Origin of the sequence: Streptomyces sp. NPDC013457 (assembly GCF_043089925.1) — a bacterium.
In the GTDB taxonomy this organism is placed as follows: Bacteria; Actinomycetota; Actinomycetes; order Streptomycetales; family Streptomycetaceae; genus Streptomyces.
Genome location: NZ_JBICBL010000013.1, coordinates 57,762 through 84,191, shown reverse-complemented (window position 1 = coordinate 84,191; position 26,430 = coordinate 57,762). Strand labels below are relative to the sequence as shown.

The 26,430-nt window shown below is 66.7% G+C and carries 24 protein-coding genes and 2 pseudogenes; 6 read left to right on the top strand and 20 right to left on the bottom strand.

Annotation, left to right across the window (positions count from 1 at the left end):
- Positions 1 to 134: 134 nt before the first annotated feature.
- The 6 genes and pseudogenes from ACF1G2_RS30215 to ACF1G2_RS30190 form a co-directional block, all read right to left on the bottom strand.
- Complete coding sequence (locus tag ACF1G2_RS30215) at positions 135 to 1,700, bottom strand: phage/plasmid primase, P4 family (protein ID WP_391801343.1); 1,566 nt, start codon at positions 1,698 to 1,700, stop codon at positions 135 to 137.
- Complete coding sequence (locus tag ACF1G2_RS30210; RefSeq protein WP_391801442.1) at positions 1,697 to 1,906, bottom strand: hypothetical protein; 210 nt, start codon at positions 1,904 to 1,906, stop codon at positions 1,697 to 1,699. Before ACF1G2_RS30210 ends, ACF1G2_RS30215 begins: the two co-directional genes overlap by 4 nt.
- A gap of 186 nt (positions 1,907 to 2,092) precedes the next feature.
- Positions 2,093 to 2,785 (bottom strand): annotated as a pseudogene (locus tag ACF1G2_RS30205) (bifunctional DNA primase/polymerase); the annotation flags it as partial.
- Positions 2,786 to 4,030: 1,245 nt separating this feature from the next.
- Positions 4,031 to 4,504 (bottom strand): TlpA family protein disulfide reductase, encoded by a 474-nt coding sequence (locus tag ACF1G2_RS30200; RefSeq protein WP_391801342.1) that lies wholly within the window; start codon positions 4,502 to 4,504, stop codon positions 4,031 to 4,033.
- 362 nt (positions 4,505 to 4,866) lie between these two features.
- Positions 4,867 to 5,446, bottom strand: a pseudogene (locus ACF1G2_RS30195) (recombinase family protein).
- Positions 5,388 to 5,603, bottom strand: coding sequence for a recombinase family protein (locus ACF1G2_RS30190; protein ID WP_391801341.1), 216 nt, complete (start codon positions 5,601 to 5,603; stop codon positions 5,388 to 5,390). The pseudogene ACF1G2_RS30195 and the gene ACF1G2_RS30190 overlap by 59 nt, the downstream one beginning before the upstream one ends.
- Before the next feature lie 202 nt (positions 5,604 to 5,805).
- Between ACF1G2_RS30190 and ACF1G2_RS30185 the strand changes: the two genes are divergently transcribed.
- Positions 5,806 to 7,164: a hypothetical protein gene (locus tag ACF1G2_RS30185; RefSeq protein ID WP_391801340.1), complete on the top strand. Its 1,359-nt coding sequence runs from the start codon at positions 5,806 to 5,808 to the stop codon at positions 7,162 to 7,164.
- 140 nt (positions 7,165 to 7,304) lie between these two features.
- Here the strand turns inward: ACF1G2_RS30185 and leuE are convergent, their stop codons facing one another.
- Positions 7,305 to 7,958, bottom strand: a complete 654-nt coding sequence (gene leuE, locus ACF1G2_RS30180) for a leucine efflux protein LeuE (protein ID WP_391801434.1) — start codon at positions 7,956 to 7,958, stop codon at positions 7,305 to 7,307.
- A gap of 194 nt (positions 7,959 to 8,152) precedes the next feature.
- The gene (locus tag ACF1G2_RS30175) at positions 8,153 to 8,680 is read right to left on the bottom strand and encodes a hypothetical protein (protein ID WP_391801339.1); all 528 of its coding nucleotides are present in this window, start codon (positions 8,678 to 8,680) and stop codon (positions 8,153 to 8,155) included.
- Between the two features lie 915 nt (positions 8,681 to 9,595).
- Between ACF1G2_RS30175 and ACF1G2_RS30170 the strand changes: the two genes are divergently transcribed.
- Complete coding sequence (locus ACF1G2_RS30170) at positions 9,596 to 10,240, top strand: hypothetical protein (protein ID WP_391801338.1); 645 nt, start codon at positions 9,596 to 9,598, stop codon at positions 10,238 to 10,240.
- Between the two features lie 20 nt (positions 10,241 to 10,260).
- On the opposite strand, the gene ACF1G2_RS30165 is transcribed toward ACF1G2_RS30170, so the two are convergent.
- From ACF1G2_RS30165 to ACF1G2_RS30110, 12 genes are all read right to left on the bottom strand, one after another.
- Positions 10,261 to 11,135, bottom strand: a protein-coding gene (locus ACF1G2_RS30165; RefSeq protein ID WP_391801337.1) for an IS5 family transposase whose coding sequence is annotated in 2 segments (ribosomal slippage) — positions 10,261 to 10,742 and positions 10,742 to 11,135 — 876 coding nt in all. Because the reading frame shifts where the segments join, the coding sequence is not laid out codon by codon here.
- Between the two features lie 608 nt (positions 11,136 to 11,743).
- Positions 11,744 to 12,664: a hypothetical protein gene (locus tag ACF1G2_RS30160; protein ID WP_391801336.1), complete on the bottom strand. Its 921-nt coding sequence runs from the start codon at positions 12,662 to 12,664 to the stop codon at positions 11,744 to 11,746.
- Positions 12,665 to 12,850: 186 nt separating this feature from the next.
- Entirely contained in the window at positions 12,851 to 13,504 is a 654-nt protein-coding gene (locus ACF1G2_RS30155; protein WP_391801335.1) for a transposase, read from the bottom strand.
- On the bottom strand, positions 13,414 to 13,611 hold the full coding sequence (locus tag ACF1G2_RS30150; protein ID WP_391801433.1) for a winged helix-turn-helix domain-containing protein: 198 nt from the start codon (positions 13,609 to 13,611) through the stop codon (positions 13,414 to 13,416). Before ACF1G2_RS30150 ends, ACF1G2_RS30155 begins: the two co-directional genes overlap by 91 nt.
- Before the next feature lie 171 nt (positions 13,612 to 13,782).
- Positions 13,783 to 13,935, bottom strand: a complete 153-nt coding sequence (locus ACF1G2_RS30145) for a hypothetical protein (RefSeq protein WP_391801334.1) — start codon at positions 13,933 to 13,935, stop codon at positions 13,783 to 13,785.
- 1,126 nt (positions 13,936 to 15,061) lie between these two features.
- Positions 15,062 to 16,552 (bottom strand): DUF2637 domain-containing protein, encoded by a 1,491-nt coding sequence (locus ACF1G2_RS30140; RefSeq protein ID WP_391801333.1) that lies wholly within the window; start codon positions 16,550 to 16,552, stop codon positions 15,062 to 15,064.
- 126 nt (positions 16,553 to 16,678) lie between these two features.
- Entirely contained in the window at positions 16,679 to 17,755 is a 1,077-nt protein-coding gene (locus ACF1G2_RS30135) for a ParB/RepB/Spo0J family partition protein (protein WP_391801332.1), read from the bottom strand.
- The gene (locus ACF1G2_RS30130) at positions 17,752 to 18,900 is read right to left on the bottom strand and encodes a ParA family protein (RefSeq protein WP_391801331.1); all 1,149 of its coding nucleotides are present in this window, start codon (positions 18,898 to 18,900) and stop codon (positions 17,752 to 17,754) included. The genes ACF1G2_RS30135 and ACF1G2_RS30130 overlap by 4 nt, the downstream gene beginning before the upstream one ends.
- 938 nt (positions 18,901 to 19,838) lie before the next feature.
- Positions 19,839 to 20,177, bottom strand: a complete 339-nt coding sequence (locus ACF1G2_RS30125; protein WP_391801330.1) for a lamin tail domain-containing protein — start codon at positions 20,175 to 20,177, stop codon at positions 19,839 to 19,841.
- Between the two features lie 73 nt (positions 20,178 to 20,250).
- Complete coding sequence (locus tag ACF1G2_RS30120) at positions 20,251 to 21,111, bottom strand: hypothetical protein (RefSeq protein WP_391801329.1); 861 nt, start codon at positions 21,109 to 21,111, stop codon at positions 20,251 to 20,253.
- Between the two features lie 472 nt (positions 21,112 to 21,583).
- Positions 21,584 to 21,898: a 4a-hydroxytetrahydrobiopterin dehydratase gene (locus ACF1G2_RS30115; RefSeq protein ID WP_391801328.1), complete on the bottom strand. Its 315-nt coding sequence runs from the start codon at positions 21,896 to 21,898 to the stop codon at positions 21,584 to 21,586.
- Between the two features lie 2 nt (positions 21,899 to 21,900).
- The gene (locus ACF1G2_RS30110) at positions 21,901 to 23,145 is read right to left on the bottom strand and encodes a Twin-arginine translocation pathway signal (protein WP_391801327.1); all 1,245 of its coding nucleotides are present in this window, start codon (positions 23,143 to 23,145) and stop codon (positions 21,901 to 21,903) included.
- A 178-nt stretch (positions 23,146 to 23,323) separates the two neighbouring features.
- Between ACF1G2_RS30110 and ACF1G2_RS30105 the strand changes: the two genes are divergently transcribed.
- From ACF1G2_RS30105 to tgmC, 4 genes are all read left to right on the top strand, one after another.
- A complete protein-coding gene (locus ACF1G2_RS30105) occupies positions 23,324 to 23,470 on the top strand; it encodes a hypothetical protein (protein WP_391801326.1) in 147 nt (48 codons plus the stop codon).
- Between the two features lie 337 nt (positions 23,471 to 23,807).
- Positions 23,808 to 24,101 (top strand): putative ATP-grasp-modified RiPP, encoded by a 294-nt coding sequence (tgmA, locus tag ACF1G2_RS30100; RefSeq protein ID WP_391801325.1) that lies wholly within the window; start codon positions 23,808 to 23,810, stop codon positions 24,099 to 24,101.
- Complete coding sequence (gene tgmB, locus ACF1G2_RS30095) at positions 24,098 to 25,045, top strand: ATP-grasp ribosomal peptide maturase (RefSeq protein ID WP_391801324.1); 948 nt, start codon at positions 24,098 to 24,100, stop codon at positions 25,043 to 25,045. Before tgmA ends, tgmB begins: the two co-directional genes overlap by 4 nt.
- Complete coding sequence (gene tgmC / locus ACF1G2_RS30090) at positions 25,042 to 26,154, top strand: ATP-grasp peptide maturase system methyltransferase (RefSeq protein ID WP_391801323.1); 1,113 nt, start codon at positions 25,042 to 25,044, stop codon at positions 26,152 to 26,154. The genes tgmB and tgmC overlap by 4 nt, the downstream gene beginning before the upstream one ends.
- The last annotated feature ends 276 nt before the right edge of the window (positions 26,155 to 26,430 follow it).

Here is a 26,430-nt window from a genome sequence, read left to right as displayed (position 1 = left end):
GTGCTCGGCGCCGATGGTGCTATACGGCCAGCCGTTGCGGGGCTCGGTGCTTGCGTGGCTCGGCTCATCTTCCTTGTCCATGGTATGTGTGTCGGTCGCCTTGTGGGAGGACGCGTCCTGGCGTCATACGTGGCTTACCCGTCTGCCTCGCGTCGGATTGACTCGTCCTCGGCCATGAGGGCGAGGCCGGGATAGAACTTCTGTCCGTTCGAGCGCAGCATGTCGCTGGGTGAGGCGACGCCGACCTCGGCCCTGATGCGGGTGGCGAAGGCGCGGGTCGTGGCCGGGCGTAGGCCTTCTCCGTCTTGGCACCAGGTGCTGTAGGCGCGGTAGAGGGCGCCTTGTTCGACTTTGAGGTCGCGTGGTTCGTCGAGGTCGGTGGCGGCGACGCAGCATTCGGAGAGGAATCGCCCGATGTGGTCTTCGGTGGTGGCGTAGGCCTGGGTGGCTGTTCGCACCACGCTGGGGCCGGTGAGTGGCGGCTTGGCGGCGAGGTAGGCCTTGGCTCCTTGGATCATCCAGTGCAGGATTCCGGGACCTTCTTCGCGGACGAGGACATCTGCGAGGTTGTCGATTTTTCGATGGTCGGGCACGACGCGCTCGAATGGGATGAGACGGATGCGGCGCCAGAAGGCGTGGCCACCGGTTCCGACCTCTGGCCGGTGGTTGCCAAGGAGCCAGAGTTTGTGGGTGGGCTCGAAGCTGAAGAAGTCCTGGCGCATGCGCCGGGCTTTTAGGCGGTCACCGCCGGTGAGGAGCTTGACGCGGGCTTCGTCGAACTTGTCGTGGGGTTTGAGTTCGCTGCAGACGAAGAGCCGGCGTCCGTGGAGCTCGGTCAGTTCTGTGGAGTGCTCGTTGAACTTGCCGCGTTCCATGAGGAAGCCGGGAGGTGCGACGTCGGCGTAGTCGCCGAGAATCTTGATGACGACGTCAAGAAGAGCGGACTTGCCGTTGGCGCCGACGCCATAGAGGAAGGGAAGGACCTGCCCGCCGACGTCTCCGGTGATCGAGTAGCCCAGCAGGAGATGCAGAAAGTTGATCATCTCCTTGCCTTTGTCGTCGTCGCCGAATGTCTGGATGAGGAAGGCCTTGAATCGCGGGGTGGGCATCGGCTCGGGTGCCAGGTAGGTTGCACGCGAGTGGAGGTCACGGGTGGGGTCTGGCTTGCGCAGCTCGCCTGTGTGTAGATCGACCACACCGGCGGGGGTGCACAGGGCGTACTTGTCGCCGTCGAGAGTGTCGGGATCGAGGGCGAGTTCGGGTGAGGCCTTTGCCTGGGTGAGCATTGCCTTCACGCCGGAGGTGGACATGGCGCGTTTGCGGTGCTGGGCGAGCTCTCGGTCAGTGAAGACGCCGCGAGGGTCGTGGGAGGGGAGCTCTTCGGCCATGTCTCCCGCGGCCCAGATTGCGGCCTTCTCGCCGCCTGTGCGCTTCCATCGGTAGTCGTCCCACACGTACCAGCCCAGTCCTTCCACGTGACGGAACCGGTCGTGGTGGAGGTGAGCGAACAGCTTTGCGTTTCCCCTGTCGCTAAGGCTGTTGAGGAGTCCGGACTGAACGAAGTCCGCAGGATCCGGCGTCGGGTCTGAGCTCTGCTGCGGCGGAAGGCGCCGTGAGATCTCGGGGGGTTGGGCGGCGAACGCGGCGAGCTGTTCAGCCGCCGCCTGGGCGTTGAACCCGGTGCTTCCGGCGGTGCTCATGTGCGTTCCTTGGGGTGGATGGGGCGGGCGCTGCCAGCACGCAGGCCGGTTTCGATGATGAGAGCATTTCTGCGGGCTTGGTGCGGCCTAGCGTGTGCGGCGGCCTGGAGGAGGAGGCTGCGGCATTCAGCCTCGGCCAGGTGGCCGGCCTGAGCGAGTCCCCCGGCGGTGAAGGCTGCGCGATTGAGCTTTTCGGTGAAGGCCATGCCAGAAGGGCTTGCTTCGCAGGCACGGACTTCCGCTATGAGTGAGGCGAGAACGCGTTGGCCGTCTCTAGCGGGGCGGGGGGTCCGCAGGCTGGGCCGAGGGGAGGCGGCTGCGGGGGCTGGGGCGCGTGAGGTGTCGAGGCTGTGGCCGGTGCGTGTGAGCTCGGCGATGAGCCAAAGAGGAAGTGGCGCGGGTCGGCGGGCTCCGGGCAGGGCCGTGTAGGTGCCTGCTGCCGTTCGCGTGCCAGGGGCGACGATGTAGCCGTTGGTCGCCCGGACGTCGACCTGCCAGGCGAGGGCCGCCTTGTTGCTGGATCCGCTGGAGGACCTGAAGCGTGGTCCGTTTCGGGGCGCGCGGTACCAGATGTGCATGCCTCCTGAGGGAGTGCGTACTCGGAGGGTTGTGGTGTCCTCGCAGGGGTTGGGCCGGCTGCGGATGGCCGCCAGAAGGGCAAGGGTGTCAAATCCGCTGTGCAACCTGGTGAGGTCGACCTCGGTGTGAATGGGGATGCCAGGCAGCAGCCGGTCACGGCTGGGAAGGGTTGTGGTGTGGGTGTCTGCGTCTAGAACAACCAGCCTTGCGGGCCCGCAGGACACGCCTACACCGAATTCAGGCTGCGATTGCCACCAGTGCCTGATGGTGTCCCGATCAATGGTGGCCGCGTGGAAACCGTGACACCAGCCGCGCTGTGAATGGCAGCGGCACTCGTACGGTGGGTGGTCAACCCGGGTGCAGTCGGGGCAGTTGGCAGCGGGAGTCTTAGCTCCTGGAACCAGTGGATGGACCGGGTAGCCGTGCTTCGCCAGCCACAGGGCGATGTCCAGTTGGGTCCGTCCGGTCGTCGCCTGTGACGGCTGATCCTCGGGGTGGACGGGCACTGGTTCTTCCTTGACGGTGTGTCGGGGTCGTTCAGGAGGGCTACCGGCCTCCACTGCGGGTGGCTGCTTGACTCCGTAGGGACTGAAGGGACTCAAGATTCACTATGCCGGAGGTTAGCGCAGCGACGTGCGCGACTCACCGAAGACATCGGCGTTCTTGCAAAGTTGAGTCCCTTCGGTCCCTCGGTTCGGGCTGTTTGTGCCATTTTGCCCGAATCTTGAGAAGTGGCGGTCTTCATCGTTGGGCGAGCCACGGGGAACTCCGCTGCCTAGCAGGAGCTTCAGTCCCTCACGACTATGCCCCTCCTCCCCCGGTCCCCCGCCCCCCTGAACCCTAGGGGCTGGCCCTGTACGCACACTTTCCGTCCCTGTCCCTTGAGTCACTACACAAACCCGCTGGTCGGGGGCACAGGCCGGTGATCGGAGGGACTGAAGGGACTCAGATCTGTAGTTATGAGCCAGACATCACTACAGTCATGCTTCACGCCCGCGCATACACACACGCATGCGAATGATGGAAGTAGCAAAGTTCAGTCCCTTCAGTCCCTCTCTGGATAGAGAAGGGGCTCTGACCTGCATCTTTTCTGAGGGACTCAACGAGCAGGGACTGAACTAGCCTCTAGTTGCAGTCCTCCCGTCACGCAGCAAAGCATCAGGTGTGCGTTGGAACCGTCGCTTCGTCGTTGGTCCCTGTGAACCAAACTCCGTACGCTGCGTAGACCCTGTATCGACGTTGCGTCCCTGCCTACCGCTCCTGCTCTCTTAAGCACCGAGGCGTTCCTGGCGGTAAGCCAGCCCTGTCAATGCGCTGAAGAGGATGCCTAAGACAGACCTCTCGCGGCGCCAGCCACCACGGCTCAGGAGTCAGGCAGTACCCACATGTCTAGGTCATGTATGGAGACTTGAGTCACTTCAGTCACTGCCTCGCTAGTCAGACTGCTCTGACCACTGGCTTCATTGAGGGACTGGCGACCTTCCTGAGGGCTGAGGTTCAGTCACTGCCCGCGGAGACGCAGCCAGGTCTCCTGGGGAAACCGAAAAGCCTCAAGTCACGGAGTCATGCGTCGCGGCGAGGGGTGGGACGAGGTTCGAGCAACAGGTCCACGATTGTTCCCTGAACGTTCGTCTGGGGTCTAGCCTTCCGGTATGTGCTGGATGATCTTGCGGGCGGTCATCCGGTACTCATCGGTACAGGCCGCTGGGTGTAATTGAGGCATTCAGCCGTGCCACATACGATGCTTGGCATCACTTCTCGGCGACCAACGGGTCGACCATGGACCTGAGCTTCCCTTCGTAGAGAGCCTGGAGAGAGCTGGCGGCGATCCTTCCCTCACGGTCCAGCACAACCGTCGAGGAAATGCCGTGTGGAACCAACGTCCCCTTTGGGAAGCCTTTGAGGATCAGCTTGCCGTGTGGGTCGTAGAGGCTCGGATACGAGACTCCGAAGTCATCCTCAAAGCCGGGCCGGCTGCTTGTTGAAGTCACGGGTGTGTCGACGAACTCCACACCCTTCCCCTTGAGCTCCTTCGCGACCTTGGCAAAGTGTGGCGCCTCGGCCCTGCACGGCGGACACCAGGAGCCCCAGACGTTCAGTACGACGACCTTGCCCTCGAGGTCGGCAACGTCAAGCTTCTCGCCATCCACCGTCTCGCCCGCCAGCGTCCCAGCCTCCGCGCGCTTCCCCTTGGCAACGGTAGAAATGCCACCCTCGAGGGTCACGAAATTCGTGTCAGGCCCATCGGACTTGGCAGCTCCCCCGGAACCGCAGGCCGACACAACGAGAACAGTCGAGAGCGTTCCGGCGGCAATCAGGGATGACGAACGGCACGACTAAGGCTCATCAGGAGAGTCTTTGCATGGATGATCAGGCACCTTGTGGCGGGCTCCGTTGAGGCTCAGAGGTGCAGGCATTGGTGCCGGGCGCGCTCGGCGGGAACCCATTCTGAGCGTTTCAGTATGGCCAGCGATCTGATGTCCGGGGGTGGGGGTGAGGGCGAGGCGTGGACCGCAACGCACAAGACTCCCGTGCTGTTGGAGGAGATGTTCGAACCCCTAACCCATCGGCACAGGAGCCCTGTTAGTTACCCATACTGCGGAAGAGGTCGTCTGCCGACGGGCAGCAAGGGCTGGATGACCTCCGGGTGCAAGTAGTTGACGTACAGGAAATGCCGGCGAGAACGATCTTGCTGGGGGGTTCGCCTACCTCGTAGGAGCTTCGAGCTGCCGGGGAACGTCGCCGAGGGGCTTGCGATCGAGGTGATGGAGCGGCCCGGGTCGGGGAGCAGGTCGCGGGCGGCGCGGATGACTTCCTCGGTGGCAACGGTGGGGCGCCCCCCGACCCGGCCGCGGGCGCGCGCAGCGGCCATGCCCTCGTTGGTGCCGATGACGATGAGTTCGCAGATGAACTCCGCCAGGGCGGCGAAGACGTGGAAGACAAGCCGGCCGCCGGGGGGTGTCCAGGTTGTCGTGCAGTGAGGTGAAGCCGATCGTGCGGTCGCGCAGCTCGGCGACCATGTTGATGAGGTCCTGGACGCTGCGGCCGTAGCGGTCGAGCGAGGGGACGACGAGGGTGTCGCCGGGGTCGAGGAAGGCGTGGCCCGCTTCAGCTCGGGGCGGAGCGCGTTCTTGCCGGACTTCTTGTCCGCGAAGAATTTCCGGCATCCGGCATCCGGCATCCGGCGGCGGTGAGCGCGTCGAGCTGTCGTTCGAGATTCTGCCTGCTGGTGGAGACCCGAACGTATCCGATCTTGATTACGGTCCGGACGAGCGGCTCGGCGACGAGGAGGTCCGGCCCGACGGCCCGTTCGAGGGCGGTCATGGCCCCAGATCACGTAAGAAGACGGTGGTCCGGGGTTGTTGAATGACCCGGGTTTTTTGAAGGGCTTTTTGAAGGCTGTGTGGGGTCCGGGCGGCCCTGCGGGACGATCTCCAGAAGACGAAGGTTTTTTTGACGTACGCCCTCCCGTGCGACAGCTCCGACGTGCGGGCTGTGTCGGTGGTGAGGGCTAAGGTGCGCTGTCGTGGACGCTGCTGATCTTGACTACCGGGCCCGAACGCTGACGGGCTGTATTCCTCCGCCACTGGTGGCGCGGCTTCTCGAACTCGGTCATGAGCGCGAAGTGGAGTTGCAGGCCAGCCGCGGAGAGTGGTTCTGCGCGCTGGAGTGGGCACGGCTACTCGGACATCGAGGCCGGCGCGAGCAGGCGTTGGAGGTGATCGCTCCGTACGTCGCCACGAACTGGTGGCCGGCGGCCCAAGCGCGGGCGGAGCTGCTGGAGGGCTGGGGCCGGGCGGAGGAGGCGATCGCGCTGTCCCGCTCGTACGCGGAGGCCGGTGACCGGCTGGCGCTTGTTTTTTTCGCGCGCCTGCTGGCCCGCCACGGCCGCGGCGGCGAGGCGTTCATGCTGCTGCGTGCCGGGATCCAGGACTGGTTCCTCGCCGAGTGCCTGGTCGACGTCGCCGAAGCGGCGGGCATGGACGAGGAAGCGGCGGCCCTGTTGGAGGCCCGGGTGGAAGCGGCGGTCCCCGCTTGCGACGACCCTGACTGCAACAACCTCCGAATGGAACCGTCCAACGCGATTGACCTGCTCGCCGCGATCAGGGAGCGCCAGGGCCGGATCGAGGAGGCGATCGTCCTGCTGCACACCCGCGAGGTCACCTCCGTCAACGGCCGTGACCAGCTGGCCGACCTGCTGGCCAGGCACGACCGGATCACGGAACTGCGTGCGTACGCGGCGTCCGAGCACCACGGGCACGCTGCGCAGCGCCTTGCCGAAGTGCTGGAGGAGCGCGGCGACGTGGAAGGCGCGATCGCCGTCTACCGCACGTTCGGTGCCACGCCGTCCGGCATGTGGCAGGTGATTGTCCCGCTGTCCGAGCTCCTGGTCCGGCACGGTCGGGGCGACGAGGCGATCGAGGTGCTGCGCGCGCTCACCGAATACGACGCGGAGGACTGGCTCGTCCACACCCTTTGCACCCTGTATGCCGACCACGGCCGGTCCCGAGCGGGCCTGGCACACCTCGATGCCATCAAGGCGCGAAGAGACGGCAAGGAGTACTGGGATCTCTTCCAAATGCGGCTTGCACTCATGGCCGACTGCGGCCTGCTCGACGAAGCGATCGAGCAGGCGCGGGCGCACCCCGAGGGCGACACCTGGTACGCGGCCTGGGCCTTGTCCGACATGCTTGACAAAGCGGGCCGCACCGAAGAAGCCGACGCAGTCCTAGCACAGCACCCGGCAGTCAACAGCTCTCTTCGTGCCGAGCGCCTAATCAACCTCGGCCGCATTCAAGACGCTGTACGACTCCTCCAGCAGCCGATAAGCAAACCAACCACACCCGCCTGGGACGGCGCCCACTCCACCGAACCACCTTTCTGACAGCTCGGGGTGGTATGCGCCACGTCTCGACCATACGTCGCGGGCCGGTTCAGTCGTTGCCCTCGTCGTCTTCGACGGCGTCCGGGTCACGCAAGCAGGCGCAGGCCCTGGCCGGGGGCCACTGGCTTGAATCCCGCCGGTCAGTTGGTGGTGGCCAGTTTGGCTGCGAAGCCGAGGAACAGGGCGCCAGCTCCTGCGGTGAGTCCGGCGGACAGCCGCTTGCGTCGGCGGAACTGGGTTGAGAGGTAGGTCCCGCCGAAGATCAGAGCCGTGATGTAGCAGAGGCTGATCGACTGGTAGACGACTGCGAGCAGCGCGAACGATAGCGCGGGATGCGGGTAGGCAGGGTCCACGAATTGAGCGAAGAAGGAGATGAAGAACAAGATCGCTTTCGGGTTCAGCAGAGTGACCAGGAACGATCTGCGGAACGGCCGCTCAGTAGCCGTATCGGCGGACTCCGGCCGCACGGCCGGTGAGGCCGGGGCCTGGCGGGTCCGCCACAGTGTCCACGCCCCGCGGAGCATCGAGAGGGCGATCCAACCCAGATAGCCGGCCCCCGCGAATTTGACCACAGCGAAGGCCAAGGGATTGGCCTGCAGTAGCGATCCAACACCCACGGCGGTCAGGAGCATCAGGGCCATCTCCCCCAGGAAGACGCCTGTCGCGGCCCTGTACGCCGTCCTGGCCCCGCGCCGGACTGCCACCGACAGTGTATACAGGGAACTCGGGCCTGGCAGAAGGATGATCAGCAGAGTCCCCAGCGTGTAGGCAGGCAGATTTGCCACTCCCAGCATCGCCATCACTCCACTCTCCGACTGTCTGATCGGCCGCCGGGCACCGCCAATCAACACACGCTAGCCGCCCCACCCTAGTCGCAGCGTTTAGGCAGGTGTAGTTGAGCCTTCTCTCCCCCATGACACGTGCAGCTTCCACACCACCGCAGGACACCGTGAGGATCTCAAACACGTACTGAGCTGTCCTTACAGCTTCAGACACGTCGCCCGCGCTTGGTCTTCGCGTGCATACGCTCGCGAAGCTCGGCCTGGTAGAAGGCAGCTTTGTCACCGCCCAGCTCGAAGTACTCACAGATGTTGGCTGCCGTTTCGGCGTCTTCCGCAGTACCCGTGAGCCCGATCTGGATAAGCACCCAGAACCCCTCCTGGGCTCGGCGCCTGCATCTGTCGCTCAGACGCTCGTCTTTTCCATCCAGCCCGTAGCCGCCGGAGCCCGCGGCGACGAACGACAGTGTCTGCAGCAGCACGTCTCGGGCCAGTGTCGAGAGATCGCCCGCAAGCGCGGCCATGATCACGCCAACTGCGGGCGGCGTGCACTCGAAGATGATCGTTCCTTCCTCGATGTGACCGTCGAGCGTGTATCCGATCATGTCCCGGGGCGTCTCAGCAGTGATGATCCCCTCGATCAGAAGAGGCACATGCTCCGCAGAATCGCCGCAGCCGCACTCCAGCGAAGCCCAATCGACCCGCCGCAGTTCTGCGCGCACCAGCTCGCTGACCACCACTACAGACCCCCAAGAGCCATGCCAACCCCGCCTTCCGGCGCTAGCGATCAAGCATGATCCAGCCGTCGGCCCCACCGCCATCAGGTACTTCAAGAAATGTCCGCCACAGCCATCCTCACGAAGCCGAACCAGCGAAGCGGGGCCGTACTCCTAGCTGTCCGCCTCGTTCTTCGCCAACCGGCAGCGGGCCGGGTCACTTCGATAATCCGCAGCCTGCACCCTCAACTGACGCGTCCGTGCACCGGTCTTGGCCTTGGAATCAGGGGGTAGCGCGCGCTGTCGACCCGACCGGGTACGCCAGATCGTCCAGCTGCTGCAGATCGGCAGCCCCGAGCAGAGCGAGCAGCCTCTGTCAGGAGTTACCCAGTCCGAGAAGACCTGCAGGAACTGGCGCTCAAAGAGACTTCCGGGCACACCTCTCGATCAGTTGAGTCGGCGCGCCCTCAGCAGGCAGGACCTTTCACAGCGCGGCGACAGTACGTCCCCGGTCCAGCACACCCGGCTCGGTGCCAACTGGCGGAGCTCCGCCAGAACCTGCGGGCAAGGCAGCTGGGTCCGGATTCTTTTACGCCGCTCGAGTTCGTCCGTGGTGATGGGAGCGGGCATGAGCCCGCGTCAGGGCAACTTCGGCCTTGGCCGCTCAGAAGGCACGCTCGATACCTCCGCCTCACAGGGCCACCCGGCGGGAGTCTGCCCGGCGGCTGCGGCGGCGGTGTGTACCACGGCAGCCTTAACCACCAGGGCCAGACCAGGGGCTCGGTCGGCAGGCCCTCGACGACGGCCAGGCGATCAGCGCGGGGTTCACGGTCGGCAGCGAGCTCTGCTTAGGCGTAACGCAATGCAGCCAGAGCAAGGTTGGTAGCGGACTAGGGCCTGTTGCGAAAGTGCTGGTCACAGGCATTTGAAACGCAGATGCTGGCCAACATCGACGTGTGGCAGGGTGCTCACATGTCCAACGGCGCCTCCTATCCCGTCTTCCGCACGTCCGACCCGGCAGCGGCCCTCGCCACGGGGCGCCGGCTCCTCGCGCTGGGCGATCGGGACTATGCCCAGGTATCGGTGGACGTGGAGCTCTGCACGGTCGCGGAGGTGTTGGAACTGCGGCAGGTGCTGCCGGACGCCTGGTTCCGCACGGAGAACGAAGAGTTCTGGGCGAGGGAGTTTGATGCGCGGGCGGGCTTGCGGTGCGACTGGCACGCGGCCGAGCTTTCTGAGGATGCGGATGGTCTTGTTCCCCTGCTCCCGCTCTGGGCGTCGATGCTGGACCAGCCGGTCGGCAGTGTCGAGGACGCCTTCACCGCGTTGGTTGGTGCGAGATACGGCTCGATCCGCTGGGACCAGGTGATCTGGCCGGCGGTGCCGGAGCGTGGGTACGACGGGCGGGTCAATCACGACGGGGTCACCGTCGTCTTCAACTGCGACGACGCAGGAACCGCCCGGCAAATCGGGACCCACACTGTATGCGTCGACGTCCACAAGACCGAGGTCTCACAGAGCTACGCCGCCTGTCTGGCCGAGCAGATCGGCCAGGCGGTCATTGGCGCGCCGTACGATTAGGGCCCGCGTGAAAGTGCTGGTCACAGCCATTCGTTGATGGCTGCGACCAGCACGGTCGCTTCGAAGCGGACAGCGAGTTTGTCGTAACGAGTGGCAACAGCCCGGTGGCGCTTGAGCCGGTTGATCCCGCACTCCACAGCGTGCCGCTGCTTGTAGTCGTCCTTGTCGAACTTTGGCGGCCGACCTCCGCGCGATCCGCGACCCAGGCGGTTGCGGACCCGGTCCGCCGGGACCGGGATGGTGGCCCTAATCCCGCGTCTACGCAGGTAGGAACGGTTACTGCGGGAGTCGTACGCCCTGTCTGCCCGCACCCGATCCGGCCGCTTGCGTGGCCTGCCGAGCCCGAGCCGGGGCACCCGGATCGCTTCCAGGACTGGCTCGAACTGCGGAGAGTCACCCCGCTGCCCTGCCGTGATCACTACCGACAAAGGCTTCTGCCCCTGCTCGACGGCAAGGTGGATCTTGCTGGTCAGGCCGCCCCGGGAACGTCCAAGGCCGTGGTCGGCCGGCTCGGCACAGACTCCGCCGGGCGGTTCCTTCTGGAGATCCCCTTTTTCACCGCTCCGGCGGCGTGCTGATGGGCCCGGCAGACGGTCGAGTCGACGTTCACCTCCCAGGTGATCAGACCCTTCGCATCCGCCTCGGCCTGAAGCTGGGTGAGGATCCTGGCCCAGGTCCCGTCCCGCTGCCAACGCCGGAACAGGTCATAGACCCGGCCCCACGGCCCATACCGTTCCGGCACATCCCGCCACGGGGCGCCCGTCCGGGTCCGCCACCGAATGCCGTCCATCAACTGCCGCCGTGTCCATACCTGCGGCCTGCCCGGCTTGATGCCCTGTGGCAGCAGCGGCTCAAGCCGGGCCCACTGGTCGTTCGTCAGATCCCCACGTCCCACAACGAGTGATCATCAACGAACAAGATCCACTTTCGCAACAGGCCCTAGCCGGGTCGGGTATGGCTGGAGCGCGCCACCTCGAAGAAGGCTGCCACTGTCATGTGACCGATGTCGTCGAAGGATCGGCCGCCGAAGTGCGCGGGTGATGCGGACGGCGGGTGGACTCATCGCCTGGACGATGGCGCGGGAGGCGAGGGTGGCCGATCGGCCACGGTCGGCCGCTCGGCGTAACTGGGCACGGAGTACCGCATCGGTCAAATCATCGGTCACCTGGCCGACCCTGGAGGTAGTGCGGCAAGCAGCTGGGCCGGGCCGGGGCGCACAGCCAGGCATCGGCCACGCCGCCGGTGACGGAGCGACATCGTCGGCCAGCAGATCGGCCACCAGTCAATCGGCCAGGGCGGAATGGACAGCGGCGTCTGCGCACGGTGCTGCCCATGCCGCATCTAAGGGCGAAGGGTTCCGCTACTGACGTTGGATGTGTGATGTCGGTCAGCTGTATGTGGCCCCGTCCTGGTCCCAGCTGCGACTCGGTCCATGGCTACGCCGGCGACGTCGAGCCCAACGCCTCTGACGGGTCAGCATCCTCGCTCGTAGATCGCCCGCAATCACGGCTCCCTGACATGGGGCATCCGCGCGAGCGTGTACCGGAACGCTTCCCTGGACGGCTGGAACGGGTACCACGCGTGCGGCGGCAGCGGGTCGTCCCGCTCCACGCCTGCGGGCAGCCCGCCGACCACTGGCAGCCGGGTTCGGTGCGGTGGGAAGGCTAGCTCGGCCCAGAGCGCAGCATCCATCGGTACCGGCACCGACCCGGCACGCGGCTGCCACATGTCTCCGGTCTGCGGACGGACCGGCACCAGCACCAGGTCAGCAGTCGGCTCGCCGAACCCCGGTCCGGCCAGGTCCAGCCGCTTCGCACCTTCCCCAGCGGGCAACAGCGCGCCAAGCGCCCGGCCGAGGAGCTTAGCGACTGGCCCGAGCGCGACCTCGACCGGGGCGCCCCCTGCGGCCACTACCACCTGGGCGAGAGCCACGCCCGCCGGGATGTCCCGGTACTCGCTCAGCCGGTGCCACAGCGCACCGGTGGCCAGCAGCTCCGCCCAGTCCATGACCGGTCGCTCCGGCGGTCCGGGCAACCGCACTACTGCCTGAGGGACGAGCCGGACGACCTGCCAGCACCCGCAGTCGTCCACCCTCGTTCCGACCGGCAGATCGCAGCCCAGGCAGGCAAGGTTCGGCCCGTCCCTCCCGTCGATCCCCATGCAGTAGCCCCCGGCCCGCTCGGGGATCAGCCGTGTGCCGCGCATGTCGCCGGGCGCGAGTAGGACGGTGTCCGACGGTCCGTTGGACAGCGCGCCGAACGGCGCGAAGCGTCCCCGCTCTGCCGCCTCGCGTGCCCCGACCTCGTCCCACTGCTGCCACGGCGGCCCGTACGGCGCGAGGTCGACGGCGTAGGACCCGGCCTCCAGCAGCGGCGGGTGCAGCGTCTCCCAGTGGGTGTCGGCCAGGTGGATCGGCAATGCCACCTCCGACACCGCCGCCGTTAGGATCTCACCGCAGCCCGCGCACCCGAACACCGCCAAGCTGTCCCCTCCCACCGTTGAAGCCCCTGCATCTCACCAAGCAGGCGGACCGGGGAGCAAGGGGTTTTTGGAGCACGCTGAACGCCCTCACTGATAGGCACAGGGGGCCTCGACGTCCCGGACGCATCCTCAGGAAGCTGGCCGCTGAGCGTGATTCGGACCCGTCAGCCAGCCGTCCATGATCAGGCCGGTGCCGGTAAGACAGCCGTCGAGTAGGTCCCGGCGGTACTGGATCTGTTTGAGCTGGCGCTTCAAGGCCCGCGTGATCTGGCTCAGGTCAGCGGCGGCGAGGTTGCCGATGTCGCGCTTGACCAGCGACCAGATGCCTTCCTGCGGGTTCAGGGCCGGGGCGTAGGTAGGCAGCTGGAGCACGGTGAGCCAGCCGGTGTTCGCCTTGGTGAACTCCCGCAGGGGCTCCGTGAGGTGAGACGAACGTTGTCCCAGACCAGCACAATCGGACCGCCGAGCTGGATGCGGGCACGGACGGTCAGGTCGCGGAAGTCCCGCCAGCCAGCCGAAGCCCTTCGGTTCATCCTTGCGACCCCGGTACTCACGGATCCGGTAGATCAGTCGGGAGTGCTCGCCGGGTCTATCGCAGGCCATGCCCGCCATCGACACCGTCTGGAGCCCCGACCGCGAACCCGGACACGGGCTTATGGCCGACCCGCCCCAGGTCGTGGCACGCGGCGGCGTCATCGACTGGCCTGCTTCGTCCTCGAAGACGATCCAGCCGTTGCAGGCCGCCGCGGTGCTCTTACCCGCGGCCAGACCTCCTTCTTGCACAGCTCCACCGCCGCGTCGTCGCGCTCGATTGCCTGACGCGCAGGCTGCTGCCACGACCAGCCGTGCCGCCTTAGCAGCCGCCACGTGCACTCAACCATGTACGACACGTGGAACAAACGGCCGATCAGCGTCTTCACCCGCGCCAGCGTCCAGCGCTGGTTCGCCCAGCCATGGACCAGCGGCCCGCGCTCCAACTCCAGGGCCGGCCCCAGCCTCGGTCGCCCCGGCGATCCCTTCGAGAGGACCCCGACCTCACCGCGCTCTCGCCACTGGCGTCGCTACCGCTCCACCGACTGCTCGCTGACCCGCAGGGCAGCGGCGATCTCCCGGTTCTTCTCACTGCCCTCGAAGCGTCCCACGGCGTGCAACCGGATCCACTCCCCCGCGGCCCTCCCTGCATCGGTCAACCCACCGCCCTGCGCGTATCTCACGCCTGATGGCTACCGAAGCTGCGGTGCCGCAGTCAGGCGAAAAGCCCCGACATCACCCAATCAAGTTCAGTTGCTGTGGAGGCGGGGTGCGGTGCGGCGGGCACGACGTCTCCTTCGGATCTCGTGCCGTGAACGTTCCTCAGAGCGGCTTGCCCATTGGCCGGGCGAGCTTGTCGTGGCCGATTAGGCAAGCCTGCTGGGGTGATGGGGAAGCCGGCGGTGGCCGGTCGATACAACCTGCGCACGCTCGCCCCGGTGGGCAAGCCGGGCTGTTGGGGCTGCGGGCGATGGCCTGCAGAGCGCTGGGGGTCTAGGCAAGCTGTGGCCGATTGGCGAGGGATCGGTCGTGGCCGATGGCCGACGAAGGCGCGACCGGTCATCGGCCATGAGCTGGCCGGGTCGGACACGGGTGGCTGTGGGCCTTCACGTTCACTGCGCCAGCCGACCGCTCATGACCGGACTAGGACGGTGGCTGATGACCAGGTTCGATCATGGGCTCTGACAATGGAGGGCCGGTCAGTCTTGGACTGACCGGAGGGTGAGTGGCCCTGCTTCTTGCGCTACTCCCCCAGCCTCGCGGGGCTGGTGATAACGCCGTTATCACCAGCGAGCAGAACCGATCGCCGGGAATGGAGCACGAGCTCGGTGATAACGCCGTTATCACCGAGCAGCTGAGGGGGCCGTTCGGTCCGCGTCCTGGGTGCTCTGTTCGGGGGACGCGTCATCGGCCATCGGTCATCGGCCATCGGTCACGACGGTCACAGCTACGCCGGTGCCACGCCCCGGGACATGACTGTGGCCGATGACTGATGCTGGTCATCGGCCACCGCGAAAGGGAGTGGCCAGACAAGGACAAGGTGCGCGCTGTACTGTGCCGGCGCCACTCCCCCGGTTTCAGGATGCTGGTGATAACGGCGTTATCACCAGCATCCTGAAACCGGGGAAACAGGGAGCAGAGCCGCGCATGGTGATAACGGCGTTATCACCAACACAGTGAAGGCCTCTCGGCTACGAGCGAGTATCAGTCTCACGCCGTCCGCCCTACCTGCTTCATGGCCGATGCGGCGCGGACGTAACGGTGGCCGATAGCCAGAGTCGGCCATCGGCCACCGCCGGAAGGGGCTGATCAGCTACGGACGGACCGGAGGTGCGTTCGTCCCTGCTGCCGACGTTGCTCCCCCAAGTACTCGTTTGCTTTGTCGAGTCGGCGCTGCCCCGTGCGAGGAGACAGACCGAGACGACGAGCCACCTCTGCGCCAGAGAGCCTCTCCCCCGACTCCTCGGCTTCGGTCAGCCACTCGGCGACGGTCACAAGCTGACGTTGCACGGGATCCAGATCCGGCTCGTCCGCCCGCTGCTCGGGCAAACGGGCGGTAGCCGCTCCGGCGTCCGCCACTGTGGACCCCCAGCCCGGCGATCCGGGCTCCGCCTCCGCCAGTCGCGTAGAGGGAAGATCCAGGGACGTCTGTACCGGCACTCCCCCGCCGACGCGTTGCTCATCGACCATCGCAGCAGTCGGCGCTGAGACCGGCTCGTCGGCGAACGGTTCGGTGAACGCCGCGGTCGACGGCGCGGCGAAAGGCTGCGATGAATGCCTCTCAAAGAACGGGTGGGGATCGGTAGACGACCACCCTGAGACCTCCGCAGCCTCGGGACGGACGCCGACCTCATCGGCCAGGGCCGACCGGTCATCGGTCAGGGGCAGAATCTCCGGATGGTCATCGGCCACCGGCTCCGCAGCGGGCTGACCGCCGGCGGTAGCTTCCTGCTGCACGGCCTCCGGCTCCCCGCGTGCTACCCAAGCCTCGCGCTCGCCGTTCTCAGGCCCGGCAGCCTCACGGGGACCGAAGTCCAAGACCCGCTGGTGCTCGCTCGCCGCTGGGACGACCGCCACGTCATCGGCGCGCTCCACCGTCAATGCGGTACCCAGGTCTAGGCCGGCTTCTTCCAGGACGTGCGGCGCGGTCTCTGTGAGCGCGACACCGTACTTGGCGAGACGAAGTGGCATCAGCGCCTCTACCGGAGCCTTGCGGCGCCAGCCGCGTCCATATCGGGCTTGCAGCTGCGCCTCGTAGACCATGCGGTACTGCTCCAGCTTGATGACGCGCTCGTAGGAGCGGATTTCCCAAAGCTTCATCCTGCGCCACAGCCGGAACGTGGGCAGCGGGGAGAGGAGCCAGCGCGTGAGCCGGACGCCATCCATGTGTTTGTCAGCCGTGATGTCGGCGATACGGCCCACTGCGTGACGGGCTGCCTCCACCGTCACAACGAAGAGCACGGGGATGACGGCGTGCATGCCGACGCCCAGAGGGTCGGGCCACGCGGCCGCGCCGTTGAAGGCGATCGTGGCCGTGGTCAGGAGCCAGGCTGTCTGCCGGAGCAGCGGGAACGGGATCCGGATCCAGGTGAGGAGTAGATCCAGGGCCAGCAGGACGCAGATGCCGGCGTCTATGCCGATGGGGAAGAAGTAGGAGAAGTCGCCAAAGTCTTTCTGCACGGCGAGTTCGCGTACGGCCGTGTAGGAGCCGGCGAACCCGATGCCAGCGATGACGACCGCGCCGGCGACCACCACACCGATCAGAATCTTGTGCGTGCGTGTCAGCTGCACCGCGGCCACCCGCGATCCCCTCCCGTTCTGTCTTGAGCGTCAGCCCGGCTTCCGGGTGCCGCCTGTAAAGATCCACCTATACGAGGGGCGGCCGTGTCTCACGATCTCCGGAGACATGGCCGCCCAGCTTCGGATTCAGTCCTCGTTGAGCAGCTTCGCCAGGGTCCTGCGGTCTTCATTGGACATGTGCTGGCGTGCCAATCGGTTGAGACCCTGAGGGCTGTGCCACGGAAGCGCGGATGCCGCTTCCGGTCCCCCACGATCCGCGTCAGCCGGAGCTTCGCCGGACCGTTCCGCGTGCATATCCCGCGGGCTGCTGATAACGCCGTTATCAATCCCGGCCGGCTGGCCGGGGGCCTCTGCCGCGTCAGACCGGCTGTGGCTCGGGTTGGTGATAACGGCGTTATCACTGGACGGCTGCTCCGTTCCGAGATGGACGGGCGGCGCGCTGGTGATAACGGCGTTATCACCAGCGGCGGGAGGTGCAGGGGAGGGGGTGGTCGTGCGCTTGAGTCGCTTCTCCTGGGCTTGTGCGGCTCTGGCGTCTGCGGTCGCGCGCTGCTCGGCGGGGGAGAGCTTGCTCAGGCCACGTACGTGCTCGACCTTGCGCAAGCCCGCCTCGAGATCAGCCTGCAGCTGCGGCTCCAGCTCGAGCAGAGACAGACGTTGCGAGATGTATGGCTGCGTTACCCCTAGTCGCTTCGCGGCCTTGTGCTGAGAGCCGTAGAACGCAACCAGTGTCTTGAGCGCTTGGGCCTCTTCCAGGTCGGAGAGGTTCTCCCGCTGCGCGTTGGCGACGAAGGCGGACTCCAGCAGAACCTCATCGGTGGAGACCCGCGCGTCGTCGACGGTGACCTTTATCGATGCGAGGCCGGCCTCCCGGGCACCTGCCAGCCGGCGGTGGCCGTCGACCACCACATACTCCGCGTCCGGATCGAGCTCCGAGGCGCGCTCAGGCCGGTCCCGCAGATAGGCCTCGACCGACGCGACAGTGATCGCCTGGATCTGGCCGACCTCCAGGAGGCTGGCAGCCATACCCGACACGTCCCCCAGGGATTCCCGCGGGTTGTCGGGGTTGCCGCTGATGAGCGTCAGGTCCAGAACGGTCGGGTCTCCGCCGAAGGCGGCGTCCGTCAGTTGCCGACGGACGCTGCGCGCCTGGCTCGCCCGAGCGAAGGAGGACGACGTACCCAGCTGATCTCGCTTGCTCATGAGATCTCCCTGGCGATCTGACGCATGATCTCCGACTGGTCACTGTGAGGCGCATAGGCGAGCAGTGGGCGGTGCATGCGCACGGCCTCGCGCTGCTCCTTCAGGTCACCGATGACCGCCAGCACGCGCGGGTCGCCGAGTTCGCGCCATTCCTGAAGTGAGGAGGTGGCGACGAAGCCTCGTCGGCTGTCGTACAGGTTGACGACCAGGCCCAGGTACTCGATGTCGAGGCTCAGGTCGTCCCGAAGGGACTCGATCTGGTCTGCGAGCATGCTGTAGGCGGTCGCTGATGAGTCTTCAGCGAGCACTGGGATGACCATGCCGGAGACCCCGTGGCCTTCACCTTGGCGTCGGCGGCCGTAGTAGATGGCCGCGTCGGTGGCCATTCCCAGGCTGGGCGGGCAGTCCACGACGATGGCGTCGAAGTCCTTCTCCAGCGGCTGCAACGCCCGCTCCAGGGCCGCCTCCTTGTTGCGCATCCGGGAGACAGCGATCTTGGCGTCGAGGAGGAAGCCGTCGGGGCACGCTGGCAGTACATGCAGGCGCTTGCCGAACCGAGGCTCCTCGATGGTGACCACAAGGTCCCGGAGATCGCCCTTGCCCTCCCCGCACATGTGCAGGACGAGGCTGTCAGTACCAGGGGCGAGCTGCTCTACACCGAGCTGATCGCTGAGATGTCCCTGTGGGTCGTAGTCGACGAGGAGGGTCTCAAGACCGTCCTCGGCCAAGGCTTCGGCGATGCCGGCGGCGACAGCGGTCTTTCCCACGCCGCCCTTCTGGTTGATGACGATCTTTCGCTGGGCGATGCCGGTGACCGGACGGTGCCTGGGGGAGGGGTGAGTGTCCAGCCACAGCTGGATGGACTGAGCAAGCCCCTGCACAAATGGGATACCCCGCTCGGTGCACGTGGCCTTGAGCTCGTCCCACTGACCGGGCGGCAGCCAGGTGGAGAACGATGCAGAGCCAGACGTGTCGATGGGGGAGTGGTCGGCATGGGAGGCACGCCACGCCGAGATTCCCTCGGACGTGGCGTCCTGGATGTCGACACCACGTTCGGCGGCGCGAACCTTCAAGTCCTGACGAAGCCAGGACGGCAGCTTGGAGACGACCTTCTCTCTGTCTCCACTGGGGTTTGGGGTGACCATGAAGTCAGCTTACTAACTTCTTCCCCAGGCATGCGTGACGGCAGGTCATGTCGCGTGTCACCAGGCACTATCGAGAATGTCCAATTCGCGAAACATGTTCCTCCGTGTCGGCGGAGACGGTGGAAAGTCTTTGCCGCTCAGCCCCAAGTAGTTGACGATGCACGAACACCCATGGCGCAACGCGCTGCTTCGAAGTGGTGCCGCATGCGCTTCCGATCGGATCCACACGCGACCACACTCGCCCCGTCGGGAGGCTAGATTCCCCGAATCGGGAAGAACGCCCATAATCCCCGAAAGGCGACTCGCAGAGTGGGGGCTTAGGCGCCCCAGCGCGGAGCGGCCGGTATGGGACGACCTCGAAGACCCCGAAAGGCCGTCAGATCGCCGCACAGCCGTTTCGATGGGTGTGCTCGGGCTTCGCGGTACTCCAAATGAGGTCTGCCGAGATGCAGTGACTGAGCACCGGAATTGGCGAGCCGGTGTGATGAACGACCGGCACACCTCAGGGCCAGCGATCTGGCTCGGCCTGCACCGTTGCCGGCTCACTGCATGTCCGGCATGCGGCTGTTGGTCGGGATTCGAACGCGACGACCACGAACCAGTCACGGTCCCCGAATCCAATGCCGTAACCCGGGAGTTGCTCGGCACGGGCGGACCACGGCACCGCGCGGTGCGCTTCCTGTGCCAGGAGTTGCGTGCTTACCAGCCCGCAGAAGCGCGCCTTGGCCGGGACCGGGACCGCGAGACGCTTACCGACGGCGGGATACGGGTTTGTGACAGCTGCCGCCCGGCCTCCGACCTCGGCATCTTGGACTGAGGTCGCCGTGGAGGCAGCAGTGTGCGCCGGGCAAGGAGGCCTGCCTGGCGCACGGTTCACGGTAGGCCGTCCCTGCTGTTCGCCCTGGGGGAGCGGCGAGCAGGGACGGCCGACGGGCGGGTTAGCGACGGTGGTGGTGCCTGTTCCAGGACTCGGTGTCGACGGTGCGGCCGTGGTGGTCCTTGAGGGTGGCCTTGTCGCGGTCGTTGTTCCAGACGTAGTTGCGGCGGTCCTGGTAGAGGTCGGTGCGGGTGTCGCGGCCCACTCCGGTGTGGATGCGGACGGTGGCGCGGCCGGCGAGGCGGTAGTCGTTGAAGCGGTAGCGGTTGCCGTCGTTGTCGCGCGGGGTCCAGCCGTCCAGGTTCACCGCATGGTGGACCTTCGACGAGACCCTGACCCCCAACCCCCTGGAGGAAGTACCGCCAACCGGTACCCGGCGGCGACTGCTCCTCAGAGCCATGCCTGGGCCCCGGGCTGGCGCGCTCCCTCTACCGACTCCTTCGTAGGCGCCTTCTGGCAGCGGCCGACATCCCCTAGTCGGCGTTGCTTCTGGTGACCCCGAGCAAGGCTGGATAGACCTGGTAGATCGACCCACCGGGCTGGGTCTCGACGTACACGTTCACCAAAGACCTGCGCAAGAGGTCTTGCGTTTCGCGGTCGCTGCGCTCGGCTGAGTACACGCCGTCGTTGTCAGGTGTTCGACGTTGCTGCCACGCCTCCCACTGGCTCCACAGGCTGTCCGACTCCTGGCGGGCGGCGTCGGATGTGAGAGGGCAGACGTCATTGCTGCCCCAGGCGTACTCGCGCATGCCGTCTTCGTCGCCGGTGGTCACGCGCTGGGAGACCGCAGACTGGCGGGCTCCTGTGGCCGTCATCCATTGGTAGACGGTCGTTTCGCTGGGTCGTACCTCGGCCAGAGGTGAGCCCAGGTTGATGGTGAACCGGTCCTTCGCGCTGTTGCGGTTCACCTCGAACGGGGGCTTGAAGTCGCGGCTGCACGAGGTCACCGCGTAGACGAGCGTCGCACCCGTGCGGTCGGTGATGACCTCGACCCGGTAGTCCTCTCGGGGCCTGAAGACATGCTTGGTCAGCCCCGAGTTGCCCACGCCGGGCCTGGGCACCAGGTCAACGTACGGAACCCGGTACGAGGCCTGGCCGAGAACCTGGGTGAAGCGCTCGATGGTGTGTCCGCCGCGCAGCGACCTCAGCTTGCGGTACTCGGCCGGCTTCCAGTCCGCGGTCGACCGCAGCACCACGTTGTAGGCCGTCACCAGCGTGCTCACAGCCGTGACGATGCTGGATACGAAAAGCACAATGACCACGATCAGGTTTCGCCGGGTCAGAGCATGTACACGACCGGCGAGACCGTCACCGGCTTCCTCTGCGGCGCCCATGTCGACCGAGTATGACCAGGTCACAGCGGTGCCCGTTCAGGACACGCTGGTCAAGCCGCTCGCCCTGCAGGCAGGTCATCTGTGCGGGCTACGAGTAGCCTTCATCTCGCGGCCGACTCCGCCCCCTCTCAGTGTCCCTAGAGCTGGCGTGGGCAGGGGCGATGACGCTCGCTTCCGCGGCGGTTGCCCGGACAGCAAGCCACGCCCAAGCGCCGCCGAGTCCCGCCCGGACGTACTACCTGCGTCTCACTCTGAGGGGTTTCAGCGTGGACTTTGATCAGGGATTCTCCGGCACCCATCTTGGCGCGTGCGATGCCACAAGGGGCCGGCCGCCGTCTCCTTGGACGTCGGCCGATCCACCTGACATGTTTACGACCCGGTCTGATGTCGGAAGAGCTCGACCCCGTGGCGTTGCATAGGAGAAGCGGGCCTTCATTCGGTGGCTGGATCCGGCCGAGTTCATTTACGTGCATCAGTCCAACGGGAGGGTTTGGTGCGCGGCCACGATTGCGTCGATTCGGCCTGCGAGGTCGAAGTCCGCTGAGGTCAGTCGGTTTCCGGCGTCATGGGTGGTGATGGTCGCCCGCAGGTGGTCCATGCGCAGGTCGAGGTCTGCATGATGCTGGACCCGCCGGGACCGGTCGGCGATCGTGACGATGGCTGCCACCGCGGCGTGGTACCGGATCGGGTAGGTGCGGGTGATCTCATCCGCCCTGCGTTCCCACCCTGGCAGGGCAGCCAGCCGCTCGGCGATCTCCTTGTCGGACAGCGGTGCAGGTACGCCCATGGTCAGCTCCCCTCGGCTACGGGCGCGAAGACCTCTGCGAGGTCCCGCCCGACGGGGGCATCCTGCCACGGCCGCATAGCCCGCTGAAGGGCCGTCATCTCACGGCGCATCCGCGCCGACCGCGTCTCCACCGCGATCTCCGCGACCGCCCTGGCGATCTCCAGCGCCTGCTCCGGCTCGCCGTTCACCGCGGCCGCCGTGGCCTGGCGCGCCATGTAGACACCTCGGTCCCGCCGGGCGGTCGACGGTACGACGGCGAGGATCTGAGACCACAGCGCACCGGCCTCCGCACCGAGCCCGAGGCGCCCGTAACACGTGGCTCGCTGTACTTCGAGGTAGCCGGGGGTACGCCTGCAGGCGTTGCCCCATGGCAGGTCGTCGTCGACGCGGGGGAGGAGGCCGGCGGCGGTGTCGATGAGCTGGTCGACGGACGCGCGGTCACGGGTGAGGCTGGCGCCGTGCGCCTGCTGCTGCAGGGCCATGACCCGGACCTTCGGCGCCAGGCGGCAGGCGTCGTCGAGCGCTGCCTCGCACAGGTCGATGACAGCCCATCCGTCACCCAGGTCGGTGCGTACCTGGGCCTGGTTGACCAGGGAATAGCCGACGAGGTGCGGGTCGCGGGACCGTATGGCGATCTCCTGGGTCACGCCGCGCCAGAACGAGGCTGCCTCCAGGTCTCCGGCGTCCTGATAGAGCCAGCCGACGAGCGCGGCGTAGGCTGCTCCCACGCGCAGGAGGCCGCGGCGGGTCTCGCCCTTCGCGGAGCGGACAAGCTTGTCGATCAGCTGGTACTGCGCGGACACCGTGCCGATCAGGTCGTGCGGTCCGAGGAACATGTCAGCCCGGTAGTGCCCTTCCAGTTGCTCCTGGAAGTACGTGATCAGCGCGGGGTCGACATGCTGCGTGGTCGTCGGTCCGGGGACGAGCGCGGCAGCGGTCACGCTGACGAATGCACGGCGTTTCACTTCCGCCTCTTGATGGTGATCCGGCCGGATCCAGCCCGGCGGTGGGGTGAAGCCGAGGTCTTCGGGCCATCGGCCGAGTGCGTCATGGAGGGCGAGCGCCGTCTCCTCCAGTGGCCAGCCCGGGCGGCTGCCCTCCCAGCGGCGCCAGGTTCGCGGAGACACGTTGAAGTGGGCGTCGTCGAGGAGGCGCCGGCCACGGTCCGTGAGCCCGGCAGCAGCTTGTTCCACGGTCCGCCACCCGGCGCGGAGCCGTGCTGCTCGTAGGGCGTCGTTGCGGCTCATGCCGCCAGTGTGAAGCGTCATCGCCTGCCGTTTCGGCCGTGGCCGCGACGTGGCCGCACATGGCCACTCGATGGCCTGGTTGCTCGCTGCCGTGCCCACCCATCATCGACCCGAAGCCGCTGGGACGTGCGGCAGTTGGACGCTCTGCCCTTCAAACGACGGACGGGGATGCCTCGTGATGACGATCAAGGTGTACCGGGTGAAGCCTGACGGCGCCCGCCGCACCGTCCAGGAGGAACGGGAAGTCCAGCCCATCGCCGAGGTTCCCCAGATGCTGCGCCTCCCGCCCTGCGAGTGCCCCCGGTGCTCCAAGAACAGCCAGTGACCGCGTCGAAGGAGCCACAACGCGCTCAGTCCACCCGTGGCAACACCAGTGAGCTTGCAGGAGGTTGCCGCGGTTGGCGGCGCGACGGCTCTCACAAGCAACCATCGGCACGTTTGCTGCAGCCTTCGCCGGATTGAGGCCGGTGCTCCCGTTCTTGCTCGTCGGGGCCCGCAGACGGTGACTCGGGGCCGTTGCTCAGCGAGGTCAAAAAGTATCTGGCCGACCATCCGTTTCACGCGGTAGTCCTAAGCCGTGCCTGTTCTGATCCTTGCCGCAGCCGACGACAGCATCCGGGCATCAGCCCGCCCCTCCAAGTCCCCTTCGACCAAGGAGAAGCATGTTCGCCCACTCGGATCGTCTTCCGACCAGCTCGCCTATCCCGCAGGGCACCGTTACCCCGCCCCCGTGGGGCGTGGGCCGCATAGCCCCTTACCCAACCATGGCCCCCGAATACAGTTCCGTCCGGCTCGACCCGGTCACGCAGACCGCCGAGTTCCTCGACCAGCTGGGCGCCGTGATGGAAATGCCCGGTCACGGCACCTCGACCGGCACCTCGCCGGCGACGGGCACCAGCCCCGACGGGAACGGCTCCACCCAGGACTCGGACTCGGGGAGTGACAACGACCAGTGAGTGACACACGTCCGGTGCTGGTCGTCACCAGCCTGCACGACCCCACTGCCGACGTGGTGATCCGCGAGCTGCACGACCGGGGCGTCACGGTCGTGCGGCTCGACTCCGGGGACTTCCCCGCATCACTGTCGGTCCAGGCAGAAATCACCGAGCACGGGATCGAGGGGCAGCTCGCCACCCCAACCCGCACCGCCGACCTGGCGTCCGTACGCTCCCTCTACTACCGGCGGCCCACCGGGTTCGCCTTCCCTCACCTGAGCGACCAGGACGCAAGATTCGCCCTCACCCAGGCCCGGTACGGACTCGGCGGAGTGCTGACCTCGCTGCCCGGATGCCTGTACGTGAACCACCCGCACCGCATCGGCGACGCCGAGTTCAAGCCCTCAGGACTCTCGGCCGCCGTCGACGCCGGCTTCCTCGTCCCGCCCACCCTCATCACCTCTGACCCCGACGCCGCCCGCACCTTCGTGAAACGGCACGGCTCCGTCGTCTACAAGCCGCTCCACAACCCCGTGTACCTCGTCGACGGCGTCTCCCACGTCGTAGAGATCGCCGAGGTAGCGGCCGACGACATCGACGACAGCGTGTCCGGCACCGCCCACCTGTTCCAAAAGCGGGTGCCCAAGACCGGCGACGTCCGCGTCACCGTCATCGGCGACCAGGTCTTCAGCGTCCGCATCGACTGCGACCTCCTGGACTGGCGCACCGACTACAGCCGCCTGACCTACACCGTCGTCCAAACTCCCACCGGCATCCGGCGCGCGCTGCGCCAGTACATGGACCACTTCGGGCTCATCTTCGGAGCTTTCGACTTCTGCGTCGGCGAAGACGGGGGATGGTGGTTCCTGGAGTGCAACCCGTCCGGCCAGTGGTACTGGCTCGAGACCGAGACCGGCCTGCCGATGTGCGCAGCGCTGGCCGACCTGCTGGAGAGGAAGCCATGACCGACCAGGCCCAGGCCCTTCGCGCACAGCTCTTGAACGAGCTCACGACCGGCGGCCACGTGCGCACCGATCCGTGGAAGGAAGCCGTCGGCGCCGTACCCCGGCACGACTTCCTGCGCGGCGGCTTCTTCCGGCACACAGGCGGGTCGGCATGGGAACCGGTCCTGCAGGACGATCAGGGTTGGCTGGAGGCCTGCTACCGCGATGAGTCCCTCGTGACGCAGATCGCCGGCACGATCCTGCCGACCGACATCCGCGGCCAGATCCTCCGCGAGCCCACCAGCTCCAGCACCCTGCCGTCCCTCGTGCTTCGCATGCTCGAGGACCTCCAGGTCGAACCAGGCATGCGAGTCTTGGAGATCGGCACCGGCACCGGCTACTCCACAGCCGTCCTCGCCACCCGCCTCGGTGATGGCCTCGTCACCTCCGTCGAGTACGACCCCGACGTCGCCAACCGCGCCGCAGCAGCCCTGTGGGACCAAGGCATCCACCCCACGCTGGTCACCGGCGACGGACTCCTCGGACACCCGGACGGCGGCCCGTACGACCGCATCATCGCCACCTGCGGCATCAAGACCGTGCCCACGGCCTGGATCGAGCAGACCCGGCCCGGTGGACTGATCCTCGCGACCATCAGCGGCTGGCTCATGGCATCGGAACTCGCGCGGCTCACCGTCCACGAAGACGGCACCGCGTCCGGCCCCCTGCTCGGAGGACAGGCCAGCTTTATGATCGCCCGGCCGCAGTCGCCGCCGCCGCTCGGCCTCATTCCCGACCTAAGCGCGGGAACCGAACGGCAGACCAGCATCGGCGCCGACGCCCTGGACGACTGGACGGCCCGCTTCATCGCCCAGTTCGCCGCCCCCAACGCACAGCGCCTCACCCTCAATCAGGACGGACGCACCGAACACGTCCTCGTCGACGTCCTCTCCGGCTCGTGGGCCGCGGTCTTCGAAGAGGGCGGTCAGTGGGTCGCACGGCAAGGCGGACCAGACCTCCTCTGGGACGCGGTAGAGGCACACCTCGACGGCTGGCATGCGGCCGGAAAGCCCGCTATCGAGAAGGCCGTCGTTGCGGTAACCAGGGAAGCCCAGACCCTCACCTGGTGACTCAGCTGTGGGCCCGCCAAGGACACCGTGCTCATCGTCGACAGCACCTTCCCGACCCGCGACCACACCGCCGCCGAGTGTTGAAGGACTACCGCTGCTCCACCAGCCACCCGATTGGCATCGACGCCCGCCTGATCGTGGGGTGCGGTCCGTTCGCCGGCTGTAAGCCGTACTCCGTGCCGGCAAGCACCTTGGTAGCCCGACTGTGGTCGCTGCTGCGGCGGACCTATCCAAGACGGCTCCGGCGCCGTGAGCACACTGAGGGTTGTCCCGTAC